20 protein-coding genes and 1 pseudogene are annotated in these 21,195 nt (G+C 72.2%); 6 read left to right on the forward strand and 15 right to left on the reverse strand.

Features of this window, described 5'->3' with window-relative positions:
• Positions 1 to 99: 99 nt before the first annotated feature.
• From ACZ6AA_RS24130 to ACZ6AA_RS24180, 11 genes and pseudogenes are all read right to left on the reverse strand, one after another.
• A pseudogene (locus ACZ6AA_RS24130) lies at positions 100 to 559 on the reverse strand (polyprenyl synthetase family protein); the annotation flags it as partial.
• A 59-nt stretch (positions 560 to 618) separates the two neighbouring features.
• Positions 619 to 2,025 carry a hydroxysqualene dehydroxylase HpnE gene (gene hpnE, locus ACZ6AA_RS24135; protein WP_468454999.1) on the reverse strand — a complete coding sequence of 469 codons (1,407 nt, stop codon included), beginning with the start codon at positions 2,023 to 2,025 and terminating at the stop codon, positions 619 to 621.
• 109 nt (positions 2,026 to 2,134) lie between these two features.
• Positions 2,135 to 3,085: a presqualene diphosphate synthase HpnD gene (gene hpnD, locus ACZ6AA_RS24140; protein ID WP_468454997.1), complete on the reverse strand. Its 951-nt coding sequence runs from the start codon at positions 3,083 to 3,085 to the stop codon at positions 2,135 to 2,137.
• Positions 3,082 to 3,981: a squalene synthase HpnC gene (hpnC, locus tag ACZ6AA_RS24145; protein ID WP_468454995.1), complete on the reverse strand. Its 900-nt coding sequence runs from the start codon at positions 3,979 to 3,981 to the stop codon at positions 3,082 to 3,084. Before hpnC ends, hpnD begins: the two co-directional genes overlap by 4 nt.
• A 336-nt stretch (positions 3,982 to 4,317) precedes the next feature.
• Positions 4,318 to 5,103: an ABC transporter ATP-binding protein gene (locus ACZ6AA_RS24150; protein ID WP_468454993.1), complete on the reverse strand. Its 786-nt coding sequence runs from the start codon at positions 5,101 to 5,103 to the stop codon at positions 4,318 to 4,320.
• Entirely contained in the window at positions 5,096 to 6,025 is a 930-nt protein-coding gene (locus tag ACZ6AA_RS24155) for an ABC transporter permease (protein ID WP_468454991.1), read from the reverse strand. Before ACZ6AA_RS24155 ends, ACZ6AA_RS24150 begins: the two co-directional genes overlap by 8 nt.
• A 98-nt stretch (positions 6,026 to 6,123) precedes the next feature.
• Positions 6,124 to 6,996 carry a glycosyltransferase family 2 protein gene (locus ACZ6AA_RS24160; protein ID WP_471460202.1) on the reverse strand — a complete coding sequence of 291 codons (873 nt, stop codon included), beginning with the start codon at positions 6,994 to 6,996 and terminating at the stop codon, positions 6,124 to 6,126.
• 44 nt (positions 6,997 to 7,040) lie between these two features.
• Complete coding sequence (locus ACZ6AA_RS24165; protein ID WP_078619253.1) at positions 7,041 to 7,820, reverse strand: CDP-alcohol phosphatidyltransferase family protein; 780 nt, start codon at positions 7,818 to 7,820, stop codon at positions 7,041 to 7,043.
• Complete coding sequence (locus ACZ6AA_RS24170) at positions 7,798 to 8,862, reverse strand: iron-containing alcohol dehydrogenase family protein (RefSeq protein ID WP_468454989.1); 1,065 nt, start codon at positions 8,860 to 8,862, stop codon at positions 7,798 to 7,800. The genes ACZ6AA_RS24165 and ACZ6AA_RS24170 overlap by 23 nt, the downstream gene beginning before the upstream one ends.
• Positions 8,850 to 9,602 (reverse strand): phosphocholine cytidylyltransferase family protein, encoded by a 753-nt coding sequence (locus ACZ6AA_RS24175; protein WP_468483712.1) that lies wholly within the window; start codon positions 9,600 to 9,602, stop codon positions 8,850 to 8,852. Before ACZ6AA_RS24175 ends, ACZ6AA_RS24170 begins: the two co-directional genes overlap by 13 nt.
• Positions 9,599 to 11,440, reverse strand: a complete 1,842-nt coding sequence (locus ACZ6AA_RS24180) for a DUF5941 domain-containing protein (RefSeq protein ID WP_471460204.1) — start codon at positions 11,438 to 11,440, stop codon at positions 9,599 to 9,601. The genes ACZ6AA_RS24175 and ACZ6AA_RS24180 overlap by 4 nt, the downstream gene beginning before the upstream one ends.
• A gap of 255 nt (positions 11,441 to 11,695) precedes the next feature.
• Here ACZ6AA_RS24180 and galE point away from each other — a divergent pair, with 255 nt between their 5' ends.
• The 4 genes from galE (at position 11,696) to idi (ending at position 16,111) form a co-directional block, all read left to right on the forward strand.
• Positions 11,696 to 12,676 (forward strand): UDP-glucose 4-epimerase GalE, encoded by a 981-nt coding sequence (galE, locus tag ACZ6AA_RS24185; RefSeq protein WP_471459898.1) that lies wholly within the window; start codon positions 11,696 to 11,698, stop codon positions 12,674 to 12,676.
• A gap of 171 nt (positions 12,677 to 12,847) precedes the next feature.
• Complete coding sequence (locus ACZ6AA_RS24190; protein WP_471459900.1) at positions 12,848 to 13,780, forward strand: cation diffusion facilitator family transporter; 933 nt, start codon at positions 12,848 to 12,850, stop codon at positions 13,778 to 13,780.
• A gap of 270 nt (positions 13,781 to 14,050) precedes the next feature.
• The gene (locus ACZ6AA_RS24195) at positions 14,051 to 15,361 is read left to right on the forward strand and encodes a GNAT family N-acetyltransferase (RefSeq protein WP_468454981.1); all 1,311 of its coding nucleotides are present in this window, start codon (positions 14,051 to 14,053) and stop codon (positions 15,359 to 15,361) included.
• Positions 15,362 to 15,517: 156 nt separating this feature from the next.
• On the forward strand, positions 15,518 to 16,111 hold the full coding sequence (gene idi / locus ACZ6AA_RS24200; RefSeq protein ID WP_380855876.1) for an isopentenyl-diphosphate Delta-isomerase: 594 nt from the start codon (positions 15,518 to 15,520) through the stop codon (positions 16,109 to 16,111).
• Between the two features lie 54 nt (positions 16,112 to 16,165).
• On the opposite strand, the gene ACZ6AA_RS24205 is transcribed toward idi, so the two are convergent.
• Positions 16,166 to 16,642 (reverse strand): ATP-binding protein, encoded by a 477-nt coding sequence (locus ACZ6AA_RS24205; protein ID WP_385723679.1) that lies wholly within the window; start codon positions 16,640 to 16,642, stop codon positions 16,166 to 16,168.
• Between the two features lie 129 nt (positions 16,643 to 16,771).
• Positions 16,772 to 17,479, reverse strand: coding sequence for an HdeD family acid-resistance protein (locus tag ACZ6AA_RS24210; RefSeq protein WP_471459902.1), 708 nt, complete (start codon positions 17,477 to 17,479; stop codon positions 16,772 to 16,774).
• A 74-nt stretch (positions 17,480 to 17,553) separates the two neighbouring features.
• Between ACZ6AA_RS24210 and ACZ6AA_RS24215 the strand changes: the two genes are divergently transcribed.
• The gene (locus tag ACZ6AA_RS24215; RefSeq protein WP_468454977.1) at positions 17,554 to 18,369 is read left to right on the forward strand and encodes an enoyl-CoA hydratase/isomerase family protein; all 816 of its coding nucleotides are present in this window, start codon (positions 17,554 to 17,556) and stop codon (positions 18,367 to 18,369) included.
• On the opposite strand, the gene ACZ6AA_RS24220 is transcribed toward ACZ6AA_RS24215, so the two are convergent.
• Both ACZ6AA_RS24220 and ACZ6AA_RS24225 read right to left on the reverse strand, forming a co-directional pair.
• Positions 18,344 to 18,991 (reverse strand): DJ-1/PfpI family protein, encoded by a 648-nt coding sequence (locus ACZ6AA_RS24220; RefSeq protein ID WP_471459904.1) that lies wholly within the window; start codon positions 18,989 to 18,991, stop codon positions 18,344 to 18,346. The two genes, ACZ6AA_RS24215 and ACZ6AA_RS24220, sit on opposite strands and share 26 nt — an antisense overlap.
• A gap of 69 nt (positions 18,992 to 19,060) precedes the next feature.
• Positions 19,061 to 20,050 carry a GlxA family transcriptional regulator gene (locus tag ACZ6AA_RS24225; RefSeq protein WP_471459906.1) on the reverse strand — a complete coding sequence of 330 codons (990 nt, stop codon included), beginning with the start codon at positions 20,048 to 20,050 and terminating at the stop codon, positions 19,061 to 19,063.
• A gap of 218 nt (positions 20,051 to 20,268) precedes the next feature.
• On the opposite strand from ACZ6AA_RS24225, the gene ACZ6AA_RS24230 reads away from it, so the two are divergent.
• Entirely contained in the window at positions 20,269 to 21,162 is an 894-nt protein-coding gene (locus ACZ6AA_RS24230; protein ID WP_468454971.1) for an SCO6745 family protein, read from the forward strand.
• The last annotated feature ends 33 nt before the right edge of the window (positions 21,163 to 21,195 follow it).

Raw genomic sequence — 21,195 nt, forward strand, 5'->3', positions numbered from 1 at the left:
TGGGGGGGGGGGGGAGGGGGGGGGGTGGGGGGGGGGGGGGGGGGGTGTTGGGGTCGGGGGGGGGGGGGGGGGGGGGGGGGGGGGGGGGGGGGCGGGGTCCCCCCCCCCCCCCCTCGACGGTGCCGAGTTCCAGGAGGATCTCGTTGGCGAGGGCGAACAGCGCGTCGCCGACGAGGATCGCCTGCGCGGGGCCGTGCACCTTCCACACCGTGTCGCGGTGGCGGCGCTGCTCGTCGCCGTCCATCAGGTCGTCGTGCAGGAGCGAGAAGTTGTGGACCAGCTCGACGGCGACCGCGCCGGGCACGCCGGTCTCCGGGCTCGCGCCCGCGGCCTCCGCGGAGAGCAGGGCGAGCGCCGGGCGCACGGCCTTGCCGCCGTCGCCGACGGACGGGTTGCCCGCCGCGTCGATCCAGCCGAAGTGGTAGGCGGCGACGGTGTCCATGGGCGGCGCGAGGCGGTCCACCGCGGACCGCAGGACCGGGGTGGCCAGCGTCCGGCCGCGTTCCAGCAGCGCGGTCACGTCCACAGCGGCCGGTTCGGCCGAGGGCACAGTCGGCACATTCTCTCCTCTGATTCCGGTGCGGGGTTCGTGGGGCGAAGGCCCCAGCAGGTCGAGCTTCACGCCGCCTCCTCGAAGAGATGTCCATGAGGGCGGTCGAGTGCGGTCAAGGCCGCCCGGGCTGCGGTGATTCCGCTGCGTACAGCGCCTTCCATCGTCGCGGGCCAGCCGGTCGCGGTCCACGCGCCCGCCAGGTAGAGCCCGGACGCGTTGGTGTGCGCGCCCGGCCGCAGGCGGCCGACGCCCGGGGTCGGCGCGAAGGTCGCCGTGCGCTCCCGGGTCACGAAGAAGTCGAGCACCTGTGCGCCGTGCGCGGCGGGCAGGAGGCGCTCGAGCTCCGGCAGATAGCGCTCTCTGAGCGCCGCCACGGGTGCGTCGATCTCGTCCTGGGCGGCGGACTGCGAGAGCGCCAGATACTGGCCCTCGGCCAGGCCCGAGGCGTCGGTCCGGTCGAAGACCCACTGCACGGGGGTGCCGAGCGCGGCGAAGAAGGGCCGCTTGAGGACCTTCCGGTCGTACACGACGTGGATGTTCAGGATCGGCGCGGTCTCGATGCCGAGCAGCCGGTCGGGCTCGTCGAGGGCGCCGTCCGGGAGCAGGTCGTGGGTCTCGGCCTGCGGCACGGCGAGCACCACCGTGTCCGCCGCGATGGTCTCGCCGGGAACCTCGACGCGCCAACCACCGTTGTCACTACGGGAGATGGAGGTGACACGTGCCCTCAGTTCGGTACGCACGCCCGCCGAGTCGAGCGCCTTGCGGGCCAGACCGTCATGGATGTCACCGAGGGGCACCCGCGCCCAGCCGATGTCGGCGGCGCCGGGCTCGGAGAGCAGACCGGTCTTGAACACCATCGCGGCGAGGCCGAGCGAGGCGTCGCCCGCGACGGCGTTCAGGGTGGCGACCCCGACGAGGTCCCACAGGGCCTCGATGGCGCGCTTCGACTGTCCGCGGTCGGCCAGCCAGCTGCCGAAGTCCTGACTGTCCAGCGCCGGGTCGGCCGGGTCGAGCCCCTTGAGGGCGAGCGCCGCGCGGCCGACGGCGGCGCGCTCGGCGAGCGACAGATGCGGGTAGGTGGCGAGGCTCGCGGCTAGGTGCAGGGGCACGGGCAGCGCGGTGCGGCGCAGCCGTCCGAGCCGGTGCCGGTCGGCGTCGAGCACGGGTACGTCGAGACGGTCCTGCACCGGCGCCAGGTGCGCGCCCTCGACCCGGTCGAGGAACCAGCGGTAGGCGGTGCAGCAGCGCAGGTAGACGTGCTGGCCGTTGTCGACGGTCAGCTCGCCGCGCTGGAAGGAGAAGGCGAGTCCGCCCAGGCGCGGGCGGCCCTCGAGCAGGGTGACGTCGAGGCCGGCGTCGGCCAGGGCGAGGGCTGAGGTGATACCGGCCAGGCCGCCGCCCACGACGACGGCGGAGGCCCGTTTGCCGGGGCCTTCGGCGTCTCCTTCGGGCTGCCTGTCGTCCTGCCTCATGCGTCCTCCCTTTCGGCAGTTGCAGTCTGGGACGCCATGGTCATGCGGAGGGTTGCCCGCCGCTTGGAGCGACGCGCGGGACCTGCGCCGGGGCCGTCGTACCTGCGCATCACGTACGCCTCCTGACGACCCCCCGGGAGACGCTGCGCGCGTCGAGCCCGGACAGACCGCGCACGGCGACATACGCCTTCTCGCGTCCCGGCAGCGAAACGCGGCCCCGAAGGACCGCTTCCGGCTCCCGCTCGATGCGATCGAGCAACCGGCGGTAGATGCCCGCCATCGCCGCCACACAGGCGCCGCTGCGCCGGTCCAGCATCGGCAGCAGGCGGTAGCCCTCGGCGAACAGGGCCCGGGCGCGGCGGACTTCGAAGTGCACCAGGCCCGCGAAGTCCGACCCGGCGGGCGGCACGCTGCCGGCGAACCCCGTGGAGCAGCCGAACTTGGCGAGGTCGTCGGCCGGGAGGTAGGTCCGCCCCTCCAGCGCGTCCTCGCGAACGTCCCTGAGGATGTTGGTGAGTTGGAGCGCGAGGCCGAGCGTGTCGGCGTACTCCGGCGCGCGCTCCGCGTGCAGCGCCCCCGGCTCGGTGCCGAACACCCCGAGGGAGAGCCGCCCGATGGCTCCGGCCACACAGCGGCAGTAGACCTTCAGGTCGTCCCAGGTCTCGTACGTCTCGCCGCGCACGTCCATCAGGACGCCGTCGATCAGCTCGTCGAGCCCGCCGAGCGGGATCGGGAAGTGCCGGGCCGCGTGGCTGAGCGCCACGGCCACGGGGTCGGTGTCGTCCTCGGCCACCTCGCCGTCGCGGACGCGGGTGAGCAGGGCCCGGGTGTCGTGCAGCCGCGCCCCTTTCACGTCCGGCTCGAGGGCGCCGTCGCCGATGTCGTCCACGCGCCGGGAGAACGCGTAGAGCGCGGACATCGCCCGCCGCTGGGGCGTCGGCAGCAACCTGATGCCGTACGCGAAATTGCGTGCCTGCTGCCCGGTCACGGTCTCGCAGTAGCTGTATGCGGCGAGTACCGGCGCGGACACGCGAGGTTCTGACTCCACGGTCCGGCTCACCCCTCTCCTCGCAGAACCGCACGCACCTCGCGCACCAGGCGCGGCTTCGTGGGCTTCGGCGGCCTTGGAAGTACGTCGTATCCGGCGGCGGCGATCGCCGCGACCGCCGCCCTCCCCCCTGCCACGAACCCTGCGAGCAGCAGCTTCAGCCTGCCGTGGACGCTACCCACCAGGGGGGTGCCTTCATTCAGGAGGCAGCGGGCGCGTTCTGCTTCATATGCAACCAGTGCGCGCACCGACGCGCCTGCCGTGGGGACGGCCAGATCCCGCTCCTGGACATGAAAACGCTTCATGTCCTCGGCGGGGAGATAGACACGGTCGCGGCCCAGGTCCTCGCGCACGTCCTGGAGGTGCTCCACGATCTGCAGCGCCGTGCACACGGAGTCCGAGAGGCGGACGCGCTCGGGCGTGGCGGTGTCGGTGATGGCGAGGACGAGGCGGCCGACGGGGTTCGCGGACAGCTCGCAGTAGGCCACGAGGTCGTCGTAGGTCTCGTACCGCTTGACGAGCTGGTCCTGGCGGTTGGCGGCGATCAGGCCGAGAAAGGGCTCGGGGGTCAGACCGCGCCGGCGCACGGTGGGCACCAGGGCCCGCAGCAGCGGGTGGCCGGGTTCCTGACCTGCGAAGACCTTGCCGAGGTCGGCCTCGAAGGCATCGAGGAGGGCGATCGGGTCGCCGGCGGCCCCGGGGTCCGCGCCGAGGTAGCGGGCGTGGGCCGCGCCGCGGTCGAGGTCGGCGTCGCCGATGTCGTCGACCAGGCGGGCGTAGCCGTACACGGCCATGAGGTCCTCGCGCCAGGCGCGCGGGAGGAAGAACGGGGCCACGGGAAAGTTCTCGTCCGCGGCTTTGTCGAGGACGGCGGACGCATCGCGGAGCCGGAGATCGTCCGTAGCCATTGCCGTCACATCTCCCGTTCTACACTGCTGACCCAAAACATCCTATTTCGGACACGCCGCCTCGCCCCCCGTGCAGCTGACCGGCCCCTCCGCCACCGTGCCGCGCGAAATCGCCCCACTTGCCGCGAATCAGCACCGGTACAGCTTACGTTGTACAACGCACACCGAGTCGTCGGGGTGTTCGGCACATCACAAGAACGCACCGATTGGCTTCAATCTTCCCTGAACTCCGGTGACTTGAGGGGCTCCTGGGATCCGAAAACGGGTCAGGGCCCCGCCCGGATGTCCCGGCGGGGCCCTGACCCGTTCGGCCGCCACCCGCGTGCGGCCATTCGGCTACTTGCCGGTGAACTTCTCGTACTCCTTGATGACCTCGTCGGTCGGCCCGTCCATCCGCAGCTCGCCCCGCTCCAGCCAGAGCACGCGGTCACAGGTGTCACGGATCGACTTGTTGTTGTGGCTCACCAGGAAGACCGTGCCCGCCTCCTTGCGCAGCTCGCGGATGCGGGCCTCGGAGCGCTTCTGGAACTTGCGGTCGCCGGTGGCCAGCGCCTCGTCGATCATCAGGACGTCGTGGTCCTTGGCCGCCGCGATGGAGAACCGCAGGCGGGCGGCCATGCCGGAGGAGTAGGTGCGCATCGGCAGGGTGATGAAGTCGCCCTTCTCGTTGATGCCCGAGAAGTCGACGATGTCCTGGTAGCGCTCCCTGATCTGCTCGCGGCTCATGCCCATCGCGAGCCCGCCGAGGATCACGTTGCGCTCGCCGGTCAGGTCGTTCATGAGGGCCGCGTTCACACCGAGCAGCGAGGGCTGGCCGTCGGTGTACACCTTGCCCTTCTCGGCGGGAAGCAGCCCGGCGATGGCCCGCAGCAGGGTGGACTTGCCGGAGCCGTTCGACCCGATGAGGCCGATCGCCTCACCGCGGTAGGCGGTGAAGCTGACCCCGCGCACGGCGTGCACCTTGCGCACACCGCGCTCCTCGCCGCGCCGGATGATCCGGCTCAGCGCCGAGGTGGCACTGCCCTTGCCCGTCTTGGCGCCGTTGACGCGGTAGACGATGTGCAGCTCGTCCGCGATGACGGTGGGGATGTGCGCCCGGTCGGCGCTCTTGTCGTCAGCCACGGCCGTACCGCTCCTCCGCCTTCCAGAAGTACACGAAGCCGCCCGCGGCGACGAGCACGGCCCAGCCGGCCGCGACCGCCCAGACGTGCGGCGGCAGGTTCTCGGAGCCGTAGCCGTCGATGAGCGCGAAGCGCATCAGGTCCATGTAGATGGCGGCCGGGTTCCACTGGAGGATGTCGGCGATCCACGCCGGGTGCTCCTTGAGCATCACCGGGATGGAGAACATCACGCCGGACGCGTACATCCAGGTGCGCATCACGAACGGCATCAGCTGCGCGAGGTCGGGGGTCTTGCTGCCGAGCCGAGCCATGATCAGCGCGAGCCCGGTGTTGAAGAGGAACTGCAGCGCGAGCACCGGCAGGATCAGCAGCCAGGAGAGCCGCGGGTAACTGCCGAAGCCGACCGCCACCACGAACAGCACGATCATCGAGAACAGCAGCTGCTGGAGCTGCTGCAGCGAGAACGAGATCGGCAGCGAGGCGCGCGGGAAGTGCAGCGCGCGCACCAGGCCGAGGTTGCCCGAGATCGCCCGTACGCCCGCCATCACCGAGCTCTGCGTGAAGGTGAAGACGAAGACGCCTGTCACGAGGAACGGGATGTACACCTCCCGCTCCATGCCCCGGTCGGCCTTGAGGATCAGGCCGAAGATGAGGAAGTAGACGAGCGCGTTGAGCAGCGGTGTCGCCACCTGCCACAGCTGGCCGAGCTTGGCCTGGCTGTACTGGGCGGTGAGCTTCGCCTGCGAGAAGGCGAGGATGAAGTGGCGCCGCCCCCAGAGCTGGCGGACGTACTCGAAAAGACCCGGACGGGCGCCGCTGACGGACAGGCCGTACTTGGCCGCCAGCTCTGCGGGGGACAGCCCGTCGTCGGGCGACGGTGGCGCGGTCACCGCGACTCCACCGTCCTGCGTTGTCTCACTCACGAGGGGAAACTTTCGTCTTCAGATGCACGGCCGGTCGGGCGTAGGCGTGGGGGGCCAGGGACCGGAATACGGCCCGAATGTTCTCAGACCCGAGCTTGTCAGATCACAGGAGGTCGGCCCAGCCGGGTCAGGCGCCACACCGTACGCCACTTCATGGGGCGCCGAGGTCCGCTCGGGCTGGTCCAGCCCTCCTTGAAACCGCCGAACCAGGCCTTCAGGGCGGGCCGCGAGGGGCGCCGGGCGAGGGTCAGCAGGAGCCAGACGCCGAGGTACACGGGCACCAGGACGGCGGGCAGGTTGCGGCGGGCGAGCCAGACCCGGTTGCGGGCCACCATGCGGTGGTAGACCGCGTGCCGGGAGGGGGCCGTGGTCGGGTGGAAGAGCACCATGTCGGCGCGGTAGTCGATCATCCAGCCCGCGTCCAGGGCGCGCCAGGCGAGGTCCGTCTCCTCGTGGGCGTAGAAGAAGGCGTCGGGCAGGCCGCCGACCTCCTTCAGGACCGCGGTGCGCACGGCGTTGGCGCCGCCGAGGAACGTCGTCACGCGGGAGGAGCGCATCGGGTCCGAGGCCCTGAGGCGCGGCACGTGGCGGCGCTGGGTGATCCCGGTGTCGGGGTCGGCGATGCGGAAGCTGATGATGCCGAGCTCGGGGTCCGCCGCGAAGGCCGCGCGGCACAGCTCGGCGGTGTCGGTGTGCGCGAGCAGTCCGTCGTCGTCGAGGAAGAGCAGGATGTCGACGTCGGTGCCGCCCAGGCCGAAGGCCTCGATGCCCACATTGCGCCCGCCCGGGATACCCAGGTTCTCGGGCAGTTCTATGGTGCGCACGCCCGCGGGCACCTCCGGCACGGGGGCGCCGTTGCCGACGACGACCACCTCGACCCGGTCGCCGTCCTGCTTGGCGACCGAGTCGAGCAGGGCGCGCAGCTCCTGCGGGCGGTTGCCCATGGTGATGACGACCGCGCCGACCTTCAGCGGCGCGGTCGGCGTCCCCGGTGTGCCGGAGGGGCTCGGTGTGCTCACTTCAGCCTGCTCGACACGAGGATGGACACGAGGTGCAGCAGGGTCTGCAGGAGCGCGATGCCCGCGAGCACGGCGACCCCGACCCGGGAGAAGAACAGGTCTCCCCTGACCGAGTCCACGATCGCGAGGACCAGGATCAGCAGGGACGCCTCGATGCCGAGGATCAGCCGGTGGAACTTCAGCGCGGCCGCGGCCTTGCGGGCCAGGGCCATGCCGGCGGCGCGCGGCTCGGCCGCCGACTCCTGGACGGGAGCCATGCCCTGCTGGTGGCGGGCGACCGCGACGAGGTCGGTCTCGGCCTTGATCAGGATGGCGCCGAGGGCGGCCAGGGTGCCGAGGAAGGCCCACAGCCAGTCGATGCGGCCGGAGCCCCACAGGTCGGCGGCGCGCAGGCCGAAGCCGACGAGCACCGCCGCGTCGCACAGGTAGGCGCCGACCCGGTCCAGGTACACCCCGGACATCGAGTACTGCTTGCGCCAGCGGGCGATCTCGCCGTCGACGCAGTCGAGCAGCAGATAGAGCTGGACCGCGACGACACCGAGCACGGCGCCCCAGATCCCCGGCACCAGGAGGGCCGGGGCGGCGAGGACGCCCGCGACGGTCATCAGGTAGGTCAGCTGATTGGGCGTGATCCTGGTGTTCACCAGGTAGCGGTCGCAGCGCAGCGAGATCTCCCGCATGTACATGCGTCCCGCCCAGTGCTCACCGCTGCGCCGGTCCTTCACCCCCGCGGGGTGAACGACGGGCCGGAGTTCAGCTACCGATGGCCTTGGCATAGTCGGCGTATGCGTCCTTGATCTGGTCGGTGTTCAGATTGAGGTGCTCGAGGATCGTGTAGCGGCCCGGCCTGGTCTGCGGCGCGAACTCGACGACCTGGACGAACTCGTCCACGGTGAAGCCGATCTCCTCCGGCAGGACCGGCAGGCCGTGGCGGCGCAGGACCTCCGCCATGTACGCCGACTCCTCGCGGGCACCGCGCAGGTACATCGCGAAGGCGGCGCCGAGGCCGCACTGCTCGCCGTGGCTCGCGGCGCGCTTGGGGAAGAGCAGGTCGAAGGCGTGGTTGATCTCGTGGCAGGCGCCGGACGCCGGCCGGGAGTCGCCCGAGACCGACATGGCGATGCCGGTGAGGACCAGGCCCTCGGCGAGCACCTGGAGGAAGCCGTCGTCGCCGACGCCGCCGGGGTGGCGGAGCACCGCCTCGCCCGCCTGGCGGGCCATCGCGGCGGCCAGGCCGTCGATGTCCTCGCCGCGCTCGCGGGCGGCCAGCTCCCAGTCCCGGATCGCGGAGATGTTGGACAGGGCGTCGCCGATGCCGGAGCGCACGAAGCGCACCGGGGCCTCGCGGATGACGTCGAGGTCGATGACGACCGCGATCGGGTTCGGCACGCCGTAGGAGCCGCGGCCCGCGTCGTTGTCGAGGGTCGCGACCGGCGAGCACAGGCCGTCGTGCGACAGGTTCGTCGCGACGGCGACCAGCGGCAGGCCGACGCGCGCCGCGGCGAACTTGGCGCAGTCGATGATCTTGCCGCCGCCGAGGCCGACGACCGCGTCGTAGCGGCCCTTCTTCATGGCGTCGGCGAGCTTGATGGCGTCATCGAGCGTGCCGCCGCCCACCTCGAACCATTCGGCGCCGGGCAGCGACGGCGCGAGCCGCTTGCGCAGCACCGCGCCGGAGCCGCCGCTGATGGCGATGGCGAGCTTGCCGGTCGACGAGCAGATCCGCTGGTCGGCGAGGACACCGGCCAGGTCGTTCAACGCCCCCGGCCGGATGTCCACGACGACAGGCGAGGGGATGAGCCTCGTCAGTACTGGCACGCGATCTCACGTCCCTTGGCGAGGTCGTCGTGGTTGTCGATCTCGACCCACTTGACGTCGCCGATCGGCGCCACATCGATCTTGAAGCCGCGGTTGACGAGCTCCTGGTAGCCGTCCTCGTAGTAGAGGTCGGGGTCGCGCTCGAAGGTGGTCTTCAGCGCGTCGGCGAGCTCCTCGGCCGCCTCGCCCTCGATGAGGGTGACGCCGATGTACTCACCGGTGGCCGTCGCCGGGTCCATCAGCTTGGTGATCTTCTGGACGCCCTTCTCGGGGTCCACGATGACCTTCATCTCCTCGTCGGCGAGGTTCTTCACCGTGTCGAGGGCGAGGATGATCTTCTTGCCGTCGCCGCGGGCGGCGAGCAGCGTCTTCTCGACGGAGACCGGGTGCACGGTGTCACCGTTGGCGAGGATCACCGAGTGCTTGATCGAGTCGCGGCCGCACCACAGGGAGTAGGCGTTGTTCCACTCCTCGGCCTTGTCGTTGTCGATCAGGGTGAGCTTGAGGTTGTACTTCGCCTCGAGCGCGGCCTTGCGCTCGTAGACGGCCTCCTTGCGGTACCCGACGATGATGGCGACCTCGGTCAGGCCGATCTCGGCGAAGTTGCCGAGGGTGAGGTCGAGCACGGTGAGGCTGTCCTCGTTGCCCTCGGGTCCGACCGGCACCAGTGCCTTGGGCAGGGTGTCGGTGTAGGGGCGCAGACGCCGTCCGGCGCCGGCAGCCAGCACGAGGCCGATCATGCGGGTTCTCCTTCATCGTGTACGGCGGGTGCGCCACGCTTGTGAGCGGTCACCCAGAAGCGGATGCTCTCGATGAGCACCACGAGTGCCACGGCCACGGCGAGAGCCGTGAGCGCGACGGTGAAATCTGTGTCGTGCAGTGCGAAGGCGGCCAGCGCGACCGCCAGGGTCCTGCCCTCTTGGCCGCCGATCGCCCGCACCAGCCGGAGCGGGGGCGCGCCGGTGCCGCCCTTGATGCGGTACACCGTGTCGTAGTGATGGTAGGCGACCGCGGCCACCAGGCCGAAAGCCGCGGGAAGGCTTCCGTTCACATCGGCTTTGGCCGCCAGTACCAGTACGGTGCCGTATTCCGCGACCCGGAAGAACGGCGGAACCAGCCAGTCGAGGGCGCCCTTGAGGGGGCGGCCGAGGGCGAGTCCGGACGCGATGACGTACACCACGGCGCCGACCACCACCCACGGGCTGCCGTAGGGGCTGAAGACGGCCGCGCAGACCACCGCGGCGCCGCCGACGAAGGCGATGGCGGGCGCGGGCAGCGGCAGGCGGGGCCGCAAGGCGGCGAAGGCGGACGCGAGCGGGCCGTTGTCGGCGAGGTCGGCGAGCGCCGCCGCGGCGCGGTCGGTGCGGGTCGCCTTGCGGGTCAGCGAGCGCAGCACGCGCCCTGCCGTGGTGTAGCAGGCGGCGAGGCCGCAGCCGATGAGCAGGACGACCAGGGTGATCCGGGGCGTGCTGACGGCGGTGAGCACGGCGATCAGGGCCCAGCGTTCGCCGATGGGCAGCACGATCATGCGGCGCAGCCAGACCGTCCAGCCGACGCTGTCGAGCTTGTCGGAGAGGGCGGCGGTGGGGCTGGTGTTGCCGGTGGCGTCGTGGTTCGCCTCGTTGAAGGAGAAGTCCACGACGTGCCGGCAGGTCTGCAGGACCATCGCGCCGAGCGCGAGCGCCCACACGTCATCGCCGCCGCGGGCCGCGCCGAGGGCGAGGCCCGCGTAGTACGCGTACTCCTTGGCGCGGTCGAACGTCGCGTCGAGCCAGGCGCCGAGCGTGGAGTACTGCAGCGAGTAGCGGGCGAGCTGGCCGTCCGTGCAGTCCAGGACGAAGGAGAACAGGAGCAGCACGCCGGCGGCGACGAAGCCGCCGCGGGTGCCGGTCGCCGCGCAGCCGGCCGCGATCACCGCGACCAGCAGGGAGGCGGTGGTGACCTGGTTCGGGGTGAGGCCACGGCGCGCGCACCAGCGGGCGAGGTAGCGCGAGTAGGGGCTGATGCAGTACGTCGTGAAGAAGCCGTCGCGGGCCTTCACCGCGCCGCGCAGGCGCACGGCCTCGTCGTCGACGGCGGCGACGGCCTGACGTGCGGTGTTGCGGGCCTCGGGGTCGCCGGGCAGGGCCGCGACGAGGGTGCCGAGTTCGGGCCGGTGCACGTCGGTGCCGGTGGCTTCGACCGCGGCGGCGACGCGGTCGGGCAGGGCGTCGGAGGCGAGCGCCACGGACGCCCGGCCGCCGTCGGCCGCGGTCTCGGCTCCGGTGGCCCCAACTGCCGTGTGCAGGGCGGCCGTCAGCTCCCGGCGCGCCCCCGCCCGGGCGGTCACGGCGCCGGGCACGGCCGACACGGGGAAGCGCGGGTCGGTCAGGCCGAGCCGCAGGGCGTGGACGTGGCCGACGAAGCGGCTGTCGACGAGGGCGACGCGCTCGCCGGGGGGAAGGTCACGCAGCAGGGCCTCGAGCTCTTCCGGGGACGCCGCGTCGGGGGCGGTCCGCACGTCGAAGCCCAGGGACCGCAGATCGCCTTCGAGCGGCGAACCGGGCACCGGCCGGCCGGTGAGGATGGCGGTCGACAGACGAACTCACTCCTTGATTCCCGGCGCGGCTCGCGCGGGCACGTGCGTGACGGGGGCACCCGGGCAGCGAGGCGGCCGGGCGGCATGTCGGCAGAGGCTATCGGATGAATGGAAGCGGGCGTTCACCGCCCGTTCACGCCCCGATCAGCGCGGTCTGCGTGGTTCTCGACCGCCGCGATCATCATGGTCGAAAGCGGCCCGCGGCCACAAACCGCGGGGTCCACAACCGTCCAAGCCAGCCTAAGGTGGACGCCCATGACATGGATGATCACAGGTGGAGCGGGATATATCGGGGCGCATGTGGCGCGGGTCATGGCCGGGGCGGGCGAGCGGGTGGTCGTCGTGGACGACGTCTCCTCGGGAGTGCCGGAGCGGCTGCCCGCGGACATTCCGCTGGTACGGGGCACTTCGCTCGACGGGGACCTGCTGCGGCGGGTGTTCGCCGAGCACGCGGTGACGGGGGTGGTGCACCTCGCCGCCCGCAAGCAGGTCGGCGAATCGGTGGAGCAGCCGCTGCGGTACTACCGGGAGAACGTCGGGGGCCTGACGACGCTCCTGGAAGCGGTGGTGGACGCGGGCGTGGAGCGGTTCGTCTTCTCGTCGTCGGCGGCGGTCTACGGCAATCCGCCGGACGCCGACCTGGTCGCGGAGGACACGCCCTGCGCGCCGGTGAGCCCCTACGGCGAGACGAAGCTGGCCGGTGAGTGGCTGGTGCGGGCGGCGGGCCGGGCGCACGGGCTGACCACGACCTGTCTGCGGTACTTCAACGTGGCGGGCTCCTCCAGCCCTGAGCTGGCGGACACCGGCGTCTTCAACGTGGTCCCGATGGTCTTCGACCGCCTCACCCGGGGCGAGGCCCCGCGTATCTTCGGCACCGACCACCCCACGCCCGACGGCACCTGTGTGCGGGACTACATCCACGTCAGCGATCTCGCCGAGGCCCACCTCGCCGCCGCCCGCAGGCCGATCGAGCCGGGCAGCGATCTGACGGTGAACATCGGCCGCGGCGAGGGCGTTTCCGTACGCGAACTCCTCACCGTGATCGCGGAGGTCACCGGGGACCACCGGGAGCCGCTCGTCGAGCCGCGCCGGGCGGGCGACGCGCCGCGCGCCGTGGCGGACGTACGCCTGGCCGCGAAGGAGCTGGGCTTCAGTGCCCGGCGCGGGGTGCGGGAGATGGTGGAGTCGGCGTGGGCGGGCTGGTGCCTGCGCCATCCGAAGGCCGCGCGCGGCTAGTCGCAGCGTCCCCCGAAGTCATCTGCAGGGCTCTGACCTGCGGAGAGTTTCCGCAGGTCAGAGCATATGACAACGGTTCTCAGGAGCGTGTTGCACATACCCCCCACCCGTAGTTGACTGAAGGCCGCGACCGAACCTGGGCGCCGACGGACGACGACGGAGGAACGCACCATGGGGGCAGGACACGACCACGGCCACGCGCCGCCCGCCAAGGGCACGGCCACGGCCGCCTACAAGGGTCGGCTGCGCATCGCGCTGTCCATCACGATCACCGTCATGGTGGTCGAGATCGTCGGCGGTATCGTCGCCGACTCCCTCGCGCTCATCGCGGATGCGACGCACATGGCGACGGACGCGCTCGGCCTGAGCATGGCGCTGCTCGCCATTCGCTTCGCGAACCGCCCGCCGAGCGAGAACCGCACCTTCGGCTACGCCCGCGCCGAGATCCTGGCGGCGCTCGCCAACTGTCTGCTCCTGTTCGGCGTCGGCGGGTACGTCCTGTACGAGGCTGTGCAGCGGTTCGTCACGCCCGCCGAGACCGAGGGCGGCCTGACCATGGTCTTCGGCCTGATCGGCCTGCTCGCGAACCTGGTCTCGCTGGCCCTGTTGATGGGCGGCCAGAAGGACAGCCTCAATGTGCGCGGCGCGTTCCTGGAGGTCCTCGCGGACGCGCTGGGCTCGGTCGCGGTGCTCGTCTCGGCCGCCCTCATCCTGCTCACCGGCTGGCAGGCCGCCGACCCCATCGCCTCCATCGTCATCGGGCTCATGATCGTCCCGCGCACCTGGAAGCTGCTGCGCGAGACACTGAACGTCCTGCTCGAATCGGCACCCAAGGGCGTCGACATGGCCGAGGTCCGCGCCCACATGCTGGCCCTGCCCGGCGTGGAGGACGTGCACGACCTGCACGCCTGGACGATCACGTCGGGGATGCCGGTCCTGTCCGCGCACGTCGTCGTCAGCTCCGAGACGCTGACCGCCACCGGCCACGAGAAGATGCTGCACGAGCTGCAGCTCTGCCTGGGCGACCACTTCGACGTCGAGCACTGCACCTTCCAGCTGGAGCCGGGCGGCCACGCGGAGCACGAGCCGGGGCTGTGCCACTGACGCACCTGTCCCGCCGTCGCGGGGCCGCCCCGCGACGGCGGGACGGGTGATCACGGAGAGTGGTACGCTGGCCATGACCTTGACGGAAGAGAAGGAGGTGGGTTGATGACTGTCGCGCCTGACGCTGCCCTGCGCGGCGACACGTCTGTCCCCACTTCCCGGGCCCACGCCTGACCTTCCGTACGTCACCTCTCGTACGTACGTCGCGTATGCACTCCGCGTACGTCATCCGTGTCACGGCCGGGCCCACTCATTCAAGGGTTTACTCCGTTGACTCAGAACGCGATCACCGACGCCTTCTTCACCCTGCACCACGGCCTGCCCCGGCAGGGCCCCGGCTCCGACGCCACCACCCGCGAGCTGCTCGCCCTCGCCGGTGAGCTGCCCGCCCGTCCGCGCGTGCTCGACCTGGGCTGCGGCCCCGGCCGGTCCGCGCTGCTCCTGGCCGCCGAGACCGGAGCCGAGGTCACGGCCGTCGATCTGCACGAGCCGTTCCTCGACGAGCTGCGCGCGGCGGCCGACGCCCGCGGGCTCGGCGACCGCGTGCGCACCGTCCGGGCCGACATGGGCGAACTGCCCCACCCGGACGGTTCGTTCGACCTGATCTGGGCCGAGAGCTCGGCCTACTCCATCGGCTTCGACACCGCCCTCGACAGCTGGCGGCGACTGCTCGCACCCGGCGGGACGCTCGTCGTCACCGAGTGCGAGTGGACGACCGCGGAGCCGTCCGGGGCGGCGCGTGCCTTCTGGGACCAGCACTACCCGCTGCGCACCTGCGAGCAGAACACCCGCGCGGCACTCGCCGCCGGGTACGCGGTGCTCGGCACCGTGTCCCAGCCCGAGTCCGACTGGGACGAGTACTACGGTCCGCTCGGCGCCCGCGCCGACGCGGCCGACCCCGGGGCGCCCGGCATGGCCGAGGCCCTGGCCGCCACCCGCGCCGAGATCGCGATGCGGCGCGAGCACGGGGCGGAGTTCGGCTACACCGGCTACGTCCTGCGTCCGGCGGGGGACGGCTGGCGCACCCGTCCCGAGGCGGCGTCCGGCGCCGACCGCGCGGCGGTGCACGCCGTGAACGCCGCCGCCTTCCCCACCGAGGGGGAGGCCGACCTCGTGGACGCGCTCCGGGAGGACGCGGGGGCCTGGATCGACGGGCTCTCGTTCGTCGCCGAGGCGCCCCGCGGGGACGGCGCGGACGGCTCGGGCAGCACGGACGGCTCGGGCGGGGAGGTGGTGGCGCACGCCCTGATCACCCGCTGCCACGTGGACGGCGCCCCGGCCCTGTGCCTGGCGCCGGTGGCCGTACTCCCGGCGTACCAGAAAACGGGCGCCGGTTCGGCCGTCGTGCGCGCCGTGCTGCACGCCGCGCGCGCCCGTGGCGAGCAACTGGTCCTGGTGCTCGGGCACCCGGACTACTACCCGCGGTTCGGGTTCACCCCGGCCTCGGCATACGGGATTCGGCCAAGTTTCGAGGTCCCGGACGAGGCCATGATGGCGCTGGTCCTCGACCGGCCCGGCACGGACGGTGGGGTGCCCGTTCCGTCGGGCACGATCGCCTATCCGGCGGCCTTCGGGATCTGATCCCGGCGGCCCCCCGGCCGGACGCCGGGGGGCCGTGGCCGAATCCGCATGTCCCGTCCCCACGGTCGGGGACGGGACATGCGGGGCCCCCGGAGTGCCGGGAGAGCCCCTGTCGTACGGCAGACTTGGCATCCGAGACCGAAGCGAAGGATGGGTATGCCGATCACACCTGCCACCGCGGCGAACAGCTCGTCGAACGGCACCGGAGAAACAATCTTGCTGGAACTCGTCGACGAGGACGGCAGGACGATCGGCACGGCGGAGAAGCTTGCCGCGCATCAGGCGCCCGGGCAGTTGCACCGGGCGTTCTCCGTCTTCCTCTTCGACGAGCAGGGACGGCTGCTGCTGCAGCAGCGGGCGCTCGGCAAGTACCACTCCCCCGGCGTCTGGTCGAACACCTGCTGCGGGCATCCGTACCCGGGCGAGGCGCCGTTCGCGGCCGCCGCCCGGCGCACCTTCGAGGAGCTCGGCGTCTCGCCGTCGCTGCTCGCCGAGGCGGGCACCGTGCGCTACAACCACCCGGACCCGGAGTCGGGCCTGGTGGAGCAGGAGTTCAACCACCTCTTCGTGGGCATGGTGCAGGCCGAGCTGCGGCCGGACGCGAGCGAGGTGGGCGACACGGCGTTCGTGACCGCCGCGGAGCTGGCGGAGCGGCACGCGAAGGGACCGTTCTCCGCGTGGTTCATGACCGTCCTCGACGCGGCGCGGCCCGCGATCAAGGAGCTGACGGGGCCGGGCGCGGGCTGGTAGCCCGGCGAGCCTCGGATCCCGCCGGGCCCGAGGACGCCGAAGTCCTTCGTGGACTCAGATCCCGTTGGGTTTCAGGGGCAAGGCCGCCCAGATGACCTTGCCCCCGCTGGCCGTGTGCTCGACGTCGCACGCGCCGCCCGCCTCGCGGGTGATCTCCCGCACGAGGAGCAGCCCGCGGCCGCCGGTCTGGCCGTAGTCGGCCTCCAGCGCCGTCGGGCGGTAGGGGTGGTTGTCCTCCACGGAGACCCGCACCCACTCCGCGCCGACCGCGACCTCCACGGCGAGCATCGGCGAGAGCAGCGCCGCGTGCCGCACCGCGTTGGTGACCAGCTCGGAGACGATCAGCAGGAGCCCCTGCACCAGTTCGTCCGGTGCGGGCACCCCCTGACGCGCGAGCAGGTCGCGCACCGCGTGCCGTGCCTGGGGCACCGAGGCGTCGACGGCGGGGGCGGTGAACCGCCACACGCCCTCGTACGGCACCCGCCCACCTCCCCCGGGGAGCGGGCCCGGCCCTCTCCCGTCGTTCCCCATTGCCCGGTCCCCGCCCTCGCGCTCGGTTGTCACCACACGTCGAGTGTTGGTAACGCGCTGGTCCGTACCGCGCTACTGACCAGAAGTCAGCGACTATCGACGGGATTTGATCGCCCCCGCGTGCCGTCGTCAGTTGCGCGACTGCTCCTGCCCTTCTTGTTCCGCCTTCAAGGGTTCTTCAGCTTGTACGGCTTGCGGGGTGCCGCCGTCGCCGTCCTTGCCGCCGGAGTGCTCCGAGACCAGGCTGATCAGGCGTCGGCCGCCGACGGCCGTCGCGATCAGGCCGAGGCCGTCGAAGAGCAGCGCGAGGGAGAAGAAGCAGCCGATGACGTACTGGCTGCTGCTCGGCCAGTCGCCGAGCACGAGCACGCCGAGCAGCACGCCGAAGGCGCCTTGCAACAGCGTCACCGCCATCTGTGGTCCGCGCACCACCAGGCTGCCGACGAGCCGGAACACACCGCCGGTGAGGAAGAGCAGCGCCGCGAACATCGTCAGCGCCTCCGCGGCCACGTCGGGCCTGCGGATGACGACGACGCCCGCCGCGAGGTTCAGCGCGGCGACCACCACACCGAGCCAGAAGAAGTTCGAGCCGCGCGACTGCACCGCGTGCAGCAGCGCCACCATGCCGCCCACCAGGAGCAGCCAGCCGAACAGCAGCATCGAGGTGAGCGTGGCCACCCCGACGTACACGATGCCGATGAGCCCGCCGAGGACGAGGATCGCGCCGAGCACGGCGAGCCAGCCGAAGCTGCGCCGGAGCCGGGCCCCCTCGGCCGTGCCGCCGGTGCCGTCAGTACCGGTCCGACCTGCCTCTTTGCGTGTTCCGCCGAGCATCATGAGGGCCTCCGTCCGTCGTGCGAAGCCGCCCCTTCTTGATCGTACGTTCGGTGGGTGCGGATAGCATCCGGCGCATGGAGCCGCAGCTGAGGCATGCCGTCGCCGACGGCGTCGCCACCGTCGTCATCGACCATCAGGCCAAGCGCAACGCCATGACGGCGGACATGTGGCGCGCGCTGCCGCCGCTGCTCGCGGCGCTCGCCGCGGACCCCGCCGTGCGGGCGCTGGTCCTGACCGGCGCCGGGGACACGTTCTGCGCGGGCGCCGACATCTCCTCGCTGCGCGAGGAACCCGCCCGCGCCCAGGAACTCGCGGTACGGGCCGAGGAGGCCCTCGCGGCCTTCCCCAAACCGACGCTCGCGGCGGTGCGCGGGTACTGCGTGGGCGGCGGCTGCCAGCTGGCGGCGGCCTGCGACCTGCGGTTCGCCGACGAGGGCGCGGTGTTCGCGGTCACCCCGGCGAAGCTCGGCATCGTCTACCCGGCGTCGACCACGCGCCGCCTGGTGTCCCTCGTGGGGCCATCGACCGCCAAGTACCTGCTGTTCTCCGGCGAGTCGATCGACAGCGGGCGGGCGCTGCGCAGCGGGCTCGTGGACGAGGTGCTGCCCGCGGGGGAACTGCGGGCGCGGGTCGCGGAGTTCACGCGGATCCTGGCCGCGCGTTCGCTGCTCACGCAGGCGGCGGCGAAGGAGTTCGCGTCCCTGGCCGGTGATCCTGACGGCCCCGGAGGCACGGACACGGGCGCCGCGCGGGAGGCCCACTGGGCGGAGCAGATGCGCGCGAGCGGCGACACCGCCGAGGGTGTCGCCGCCTTCCTGGAGCGCAGGCAGCCGCGCTTCGCCTGGACTCCGCCCGAGGTCCCGGCTACGCGGGCTGCTCCTCTTCGCTGAACCGGCTGCGGCCGCGGAACATCTCGACGATGTGGGCGGGCGCCTTCTCCGGCGACCCCGCGTCGTAGGGCGGCTGCGGGTCGTACTCCATCATCAGCTGCACGGCCTGGGCGCGTTCGTCACCCGCGATCCTGCCGACCAGCGCGAGGCCCATGTCGATGCCGGACGAGACACCGGCCGCCGTGACGTACTTCCCGTCGAACACCACCCGCCGCCCCGTCGAGCGCACGCCGACCTTGTCCAGCTCCTCCAGGGCCAGCCAGTGCGAAGTCGCCTCGCGGCCCTTCAGGAGCCCGGCGGCGGCGAGGGCCAGGGAGCCCGTGCACACGGACGTCGTCCAGGTGCTGGACGCGTCGACGGTACGCAGCCAGCCGAGCAGCGACTCGTTCTCCATCTGGTCGCTCTGGCCGGGGCCGCCGGGGACCACCACGATGTCCGGGCTCCGCACCTCGTCGAAGGTCTTGTCGGCGACGAGGCCGAGCTGTCCGGTGTCGTCGCGCACGGGCCCGGTCTGCTCGGCCACGAAGACGACCTCGGCGTCCGGGAGTCCGGCGAGCGTCTGGAAGGGGCCGATGGCGTCGAGGGCGGTGAAGCGCTCGTACAGGGCTATGGCGATCTGCATGCGGGCTCTCCTCGGGGAGGCGGGTCGGATGACGGTTGTGCGGTGGTCAGGTGGTCAGGTGGTGGGCGGTCACGCGGGGGCGGTGCGGGGGCTGTGGAAGCGGCGGCGGTACTCGGCCGGAGCCGTGCCGAGCGCCTTGACGAAGGCGCGGCGCATGGCCTCCGGGGTGCCGTAGCCGCAGGCGCGCGAGACCTCCTCGACGCCGTCGGAGGTGTCCTCCAGGAGTCGGCGGGCGTGCTCGACGCGGACGCGGTCGACGTACTTGCCCGGCGCCATGCCGGTCTCCGCCTGGAAGGAGCGGGCGAAGTGCCGGGGCGAGAGCCGGGCGCGCTCCGCGAGGGACTCCACGCTCAGATCGCCCCCGGGGTGCTCGGTGATCCACTGCTGGACCTCGCGCAGCGGCTCACGGCGGGCCGTCTGCACCGACAACTGGGCGCTGAACTGCGCCTGGTTGCCCGGCCTGCGCAGGAACACGACGAGGAAGCGCGCGATGGTCAGCGCCGTGTCCCGGCCCAGGTCCTCCTCGACGAGGGCGAGCGCCAGGTCGATGCCCGCCGTGACGCCCGCCGAGGTCGACACGTGCCCGTCCCGTACGTAGATGGGGTCGGGGTCCACGTCGATCTCCGGGTGGTCCCGGGCGAGTTTGTCGCAGTACGCCCAGTGGGTCGTCGCGCGGCGGCCGTCGAGCAGGCCCGCGCGCGCCAGCAGGACGGCCCCGGTGCAGACCGAGATCAGCCGCTCGGCGAGCGGGGCGTGCGCCCGCAGCCAAGCGACCAGGGCCTCGTCCTCGTCCCTGGTGCCCGCGCCGCCGGGCACCAGGACGGTGTGCGGCACCGGGGCACCGGCCCGGCCCGTGTACTCCCCGAGCGAGGAGTCCGGGACCAGCGTGAGCCCGCTCGACGTCCGCACGGGGGCGCCGTCGAGGGAGGCGGTGCGCACCCGGTACGGCGGGATGTCGGGGTGGAGGTGGCTCGCGCCCGTGAACACCTCGGCGGGGCCCGTGACGTCGAGGCTCTGGACGCCGTCGAAGAGGACGATCAGGACGGTTCGCTGCTCCATGCCCTTGATTCTTGGGGTGCGGCGGGATGTCCGCAATGACGGGCAGCCCACCTTTCCTGCCATCCTTTTCTGCCAAGGGTGGGCTGCCGTCCTTTCTGTCAGGGGTGGCCGCCGGCGGTGCCCGGCCCGCGTGCCTGCCCGGCGCCGGAGCCCCGGGAAGTCCCGTATGTCGTCGGGAACCCCTTCACCTCATACCGACCAGTCGGTAACGTGTGGCCATGACCTCTTCGACGACCTCCGCCCCGGTCGGCGCGGCGCTGCACCCGCGCGCGGGACGGCGCTGCCACAACGTGCTCAACGCCCTCCACACCACGCACTACTTCTCCCCGGACGTGGGCCGCGAGCTGGCCCCGCTCGGCATCACCCACCCGAAGGCCGTCAACTTCGCCATCCGGGCGGCGGCGCTGGGAGCCGTGGGCGCGGGCACCGTGACGGCCACGTTCTTCAACTACAAGCCGGAGACGGTCGCCCGGTTCGTGCCGGAGATCTGGCGCACCGCCGCCCCCGAGGACGTCCTCGCCGCCCGGCTGCGCGCCGTCGACACGACGCTGCGGCGGCTCCTCGGGGACGAGGCGGTGGCGTCCCCGGAGATGGCGGAGGCGGCCCGGCTCGCGCTGCGGGCCACGGAGGCCTGTTCACCGAGCGGCCGCCCGCTGTACGCCGCGCACGCCGCCCTCGCCGTGCCCGCCGAGCCGCACCTGGCCTACTGGCACGCGGCGACGCTGCTGCGCGAGCACCGCGGCGACGGCCACCTGGCCGCGCTCCTGGACGCCGAACTCGACCCGGTCGAGGCGCTGGTGAGCCACACCGCGACGGGCAAGAGCATGACGCCCACGTGGAACCTCAACACCCGGGGCTGGACCCGGGAGGACTGGGACGCGGCCGTCGAGCGGCTGCGCGGGCGCGGACTCGTGGACGCCGACGGCGAGCTGACGGAGTCCGGCGCCGCCCTGCGCAAGCAGATCGAGGAGCGCACCGACCGCCTGGACCGGGCGCCCTACGAACACCTCGGCGCAGCGGACGTGGAGCGGCTCACGGAGCTGGGCACGGTGTTCGCCGGGGCGGCGCTGGAGGCGGGGGCGTTCCCCGCGGACCTGCTCGGCAAGGGCTGAACCGAGCGGCCCAGGAAGGGCTGAGCCGAGCGA

It is taken from the genome of Streptomyces sp. NPDC040610 (assembly GCF_055594065.1).

Excerpts from the sequence above, each read along its gene's own strand:
- hpnE (WP_468454999.1), bottom strand. The coding sequence starts at position 2,025 with ATGAGGCAGGACGACAGGCAGCCCGAAGGAGACGCCGAAGGCCCCGGC.
- hpnC (WP_468454995.1), bottom strand. The coding sequence starts at position 3,981 with ATGGCTACGGACGATCTCCGGCTCCGCGATGCGTCCGCCGTCCTCGAC.
- ACZ6AA_RS24165 (WP_078619253.1), bottom strand. The coding sequence starts at position 7,820 with ATGCCAAGGCCATCGGTAGCTGAACTCCGGCCCGTCGTTCACCCCGCG.
- ACZ6AA_RS24175 (WP_468483712.1), bottom strand. The coding sequence starts at position 9,602 with ATGATCGGCCTCGTGCTGGCTGCCGGCGCCGGACGGCGTCTGCGCCCC.
- galE (WP_471459898.1), top strand. The coding sequence starts at position 11,696 with ATGACATGGATGATCACAGGTGGAGCGGGATATATCGGGGCGCATGTG.
- ACZ6AA_RS24190 (WP_471459900.1), top strand. The coding sequence starts at position 12,848 with ATGGGGGCAGGACACGACCACGGCCACGCGCCGCCCGCCAAGGGCACG.
- idi (WP_380855876.1), top strand. The coding sequence starts at position 15,518 with ATGCCGATCACACCTGCCACCGCGGCGAACAGCTCGTCGAACGGCACC.
- ACZ6AA_RS24205 (WP_385723679.1), bottom strand. The coding sequence starts at position 16,642 with ATGGGGAACGACGGGAGAGGGCCGGGCCCGCTCCCCGGGGGAGGTGGG.
- ACZ6AA_RS24210 (WP_471459902.1), bottom strand. The coding sequence starts at position 17,479 with ATGATGCTCGGCGGAACACGCAAAGAGGCAGGTCGGACCGGTACTGAC.
- ACZ6AA_RS24215 (WP_468454977.1), top strand. The coding sequence starts at position 17,554 with ATGGAGCCGCAGCTGAGGCATGCCGTCGCCGACGGCGTCGCCACCGTC.
- ACZ6AA_RS24220 (WP_471459904.1), bottom strand. The coding sequence starts at position 18,991 with ATGCAGATCGCCATAGCCCTGTACGAGCGCTTCACCGCCCTCGACGCC.
- ACZ6AA_RS24225 (WP_471459906.1), bottom strand. The coding sequence starts at position 20,050 with ATGGAGCAGCGAACCGTCCTGATCGTCCTCTTCGACGGCGTCCAGAGC.
- ACZ6AA_RS24230 (WP_468454971.1), top strand. The coding sequence starts at position 20,269 with ATGACCTCTTCGACGACCTCCGCCCCGGTCGGCGCGGCGCTGCACCCG.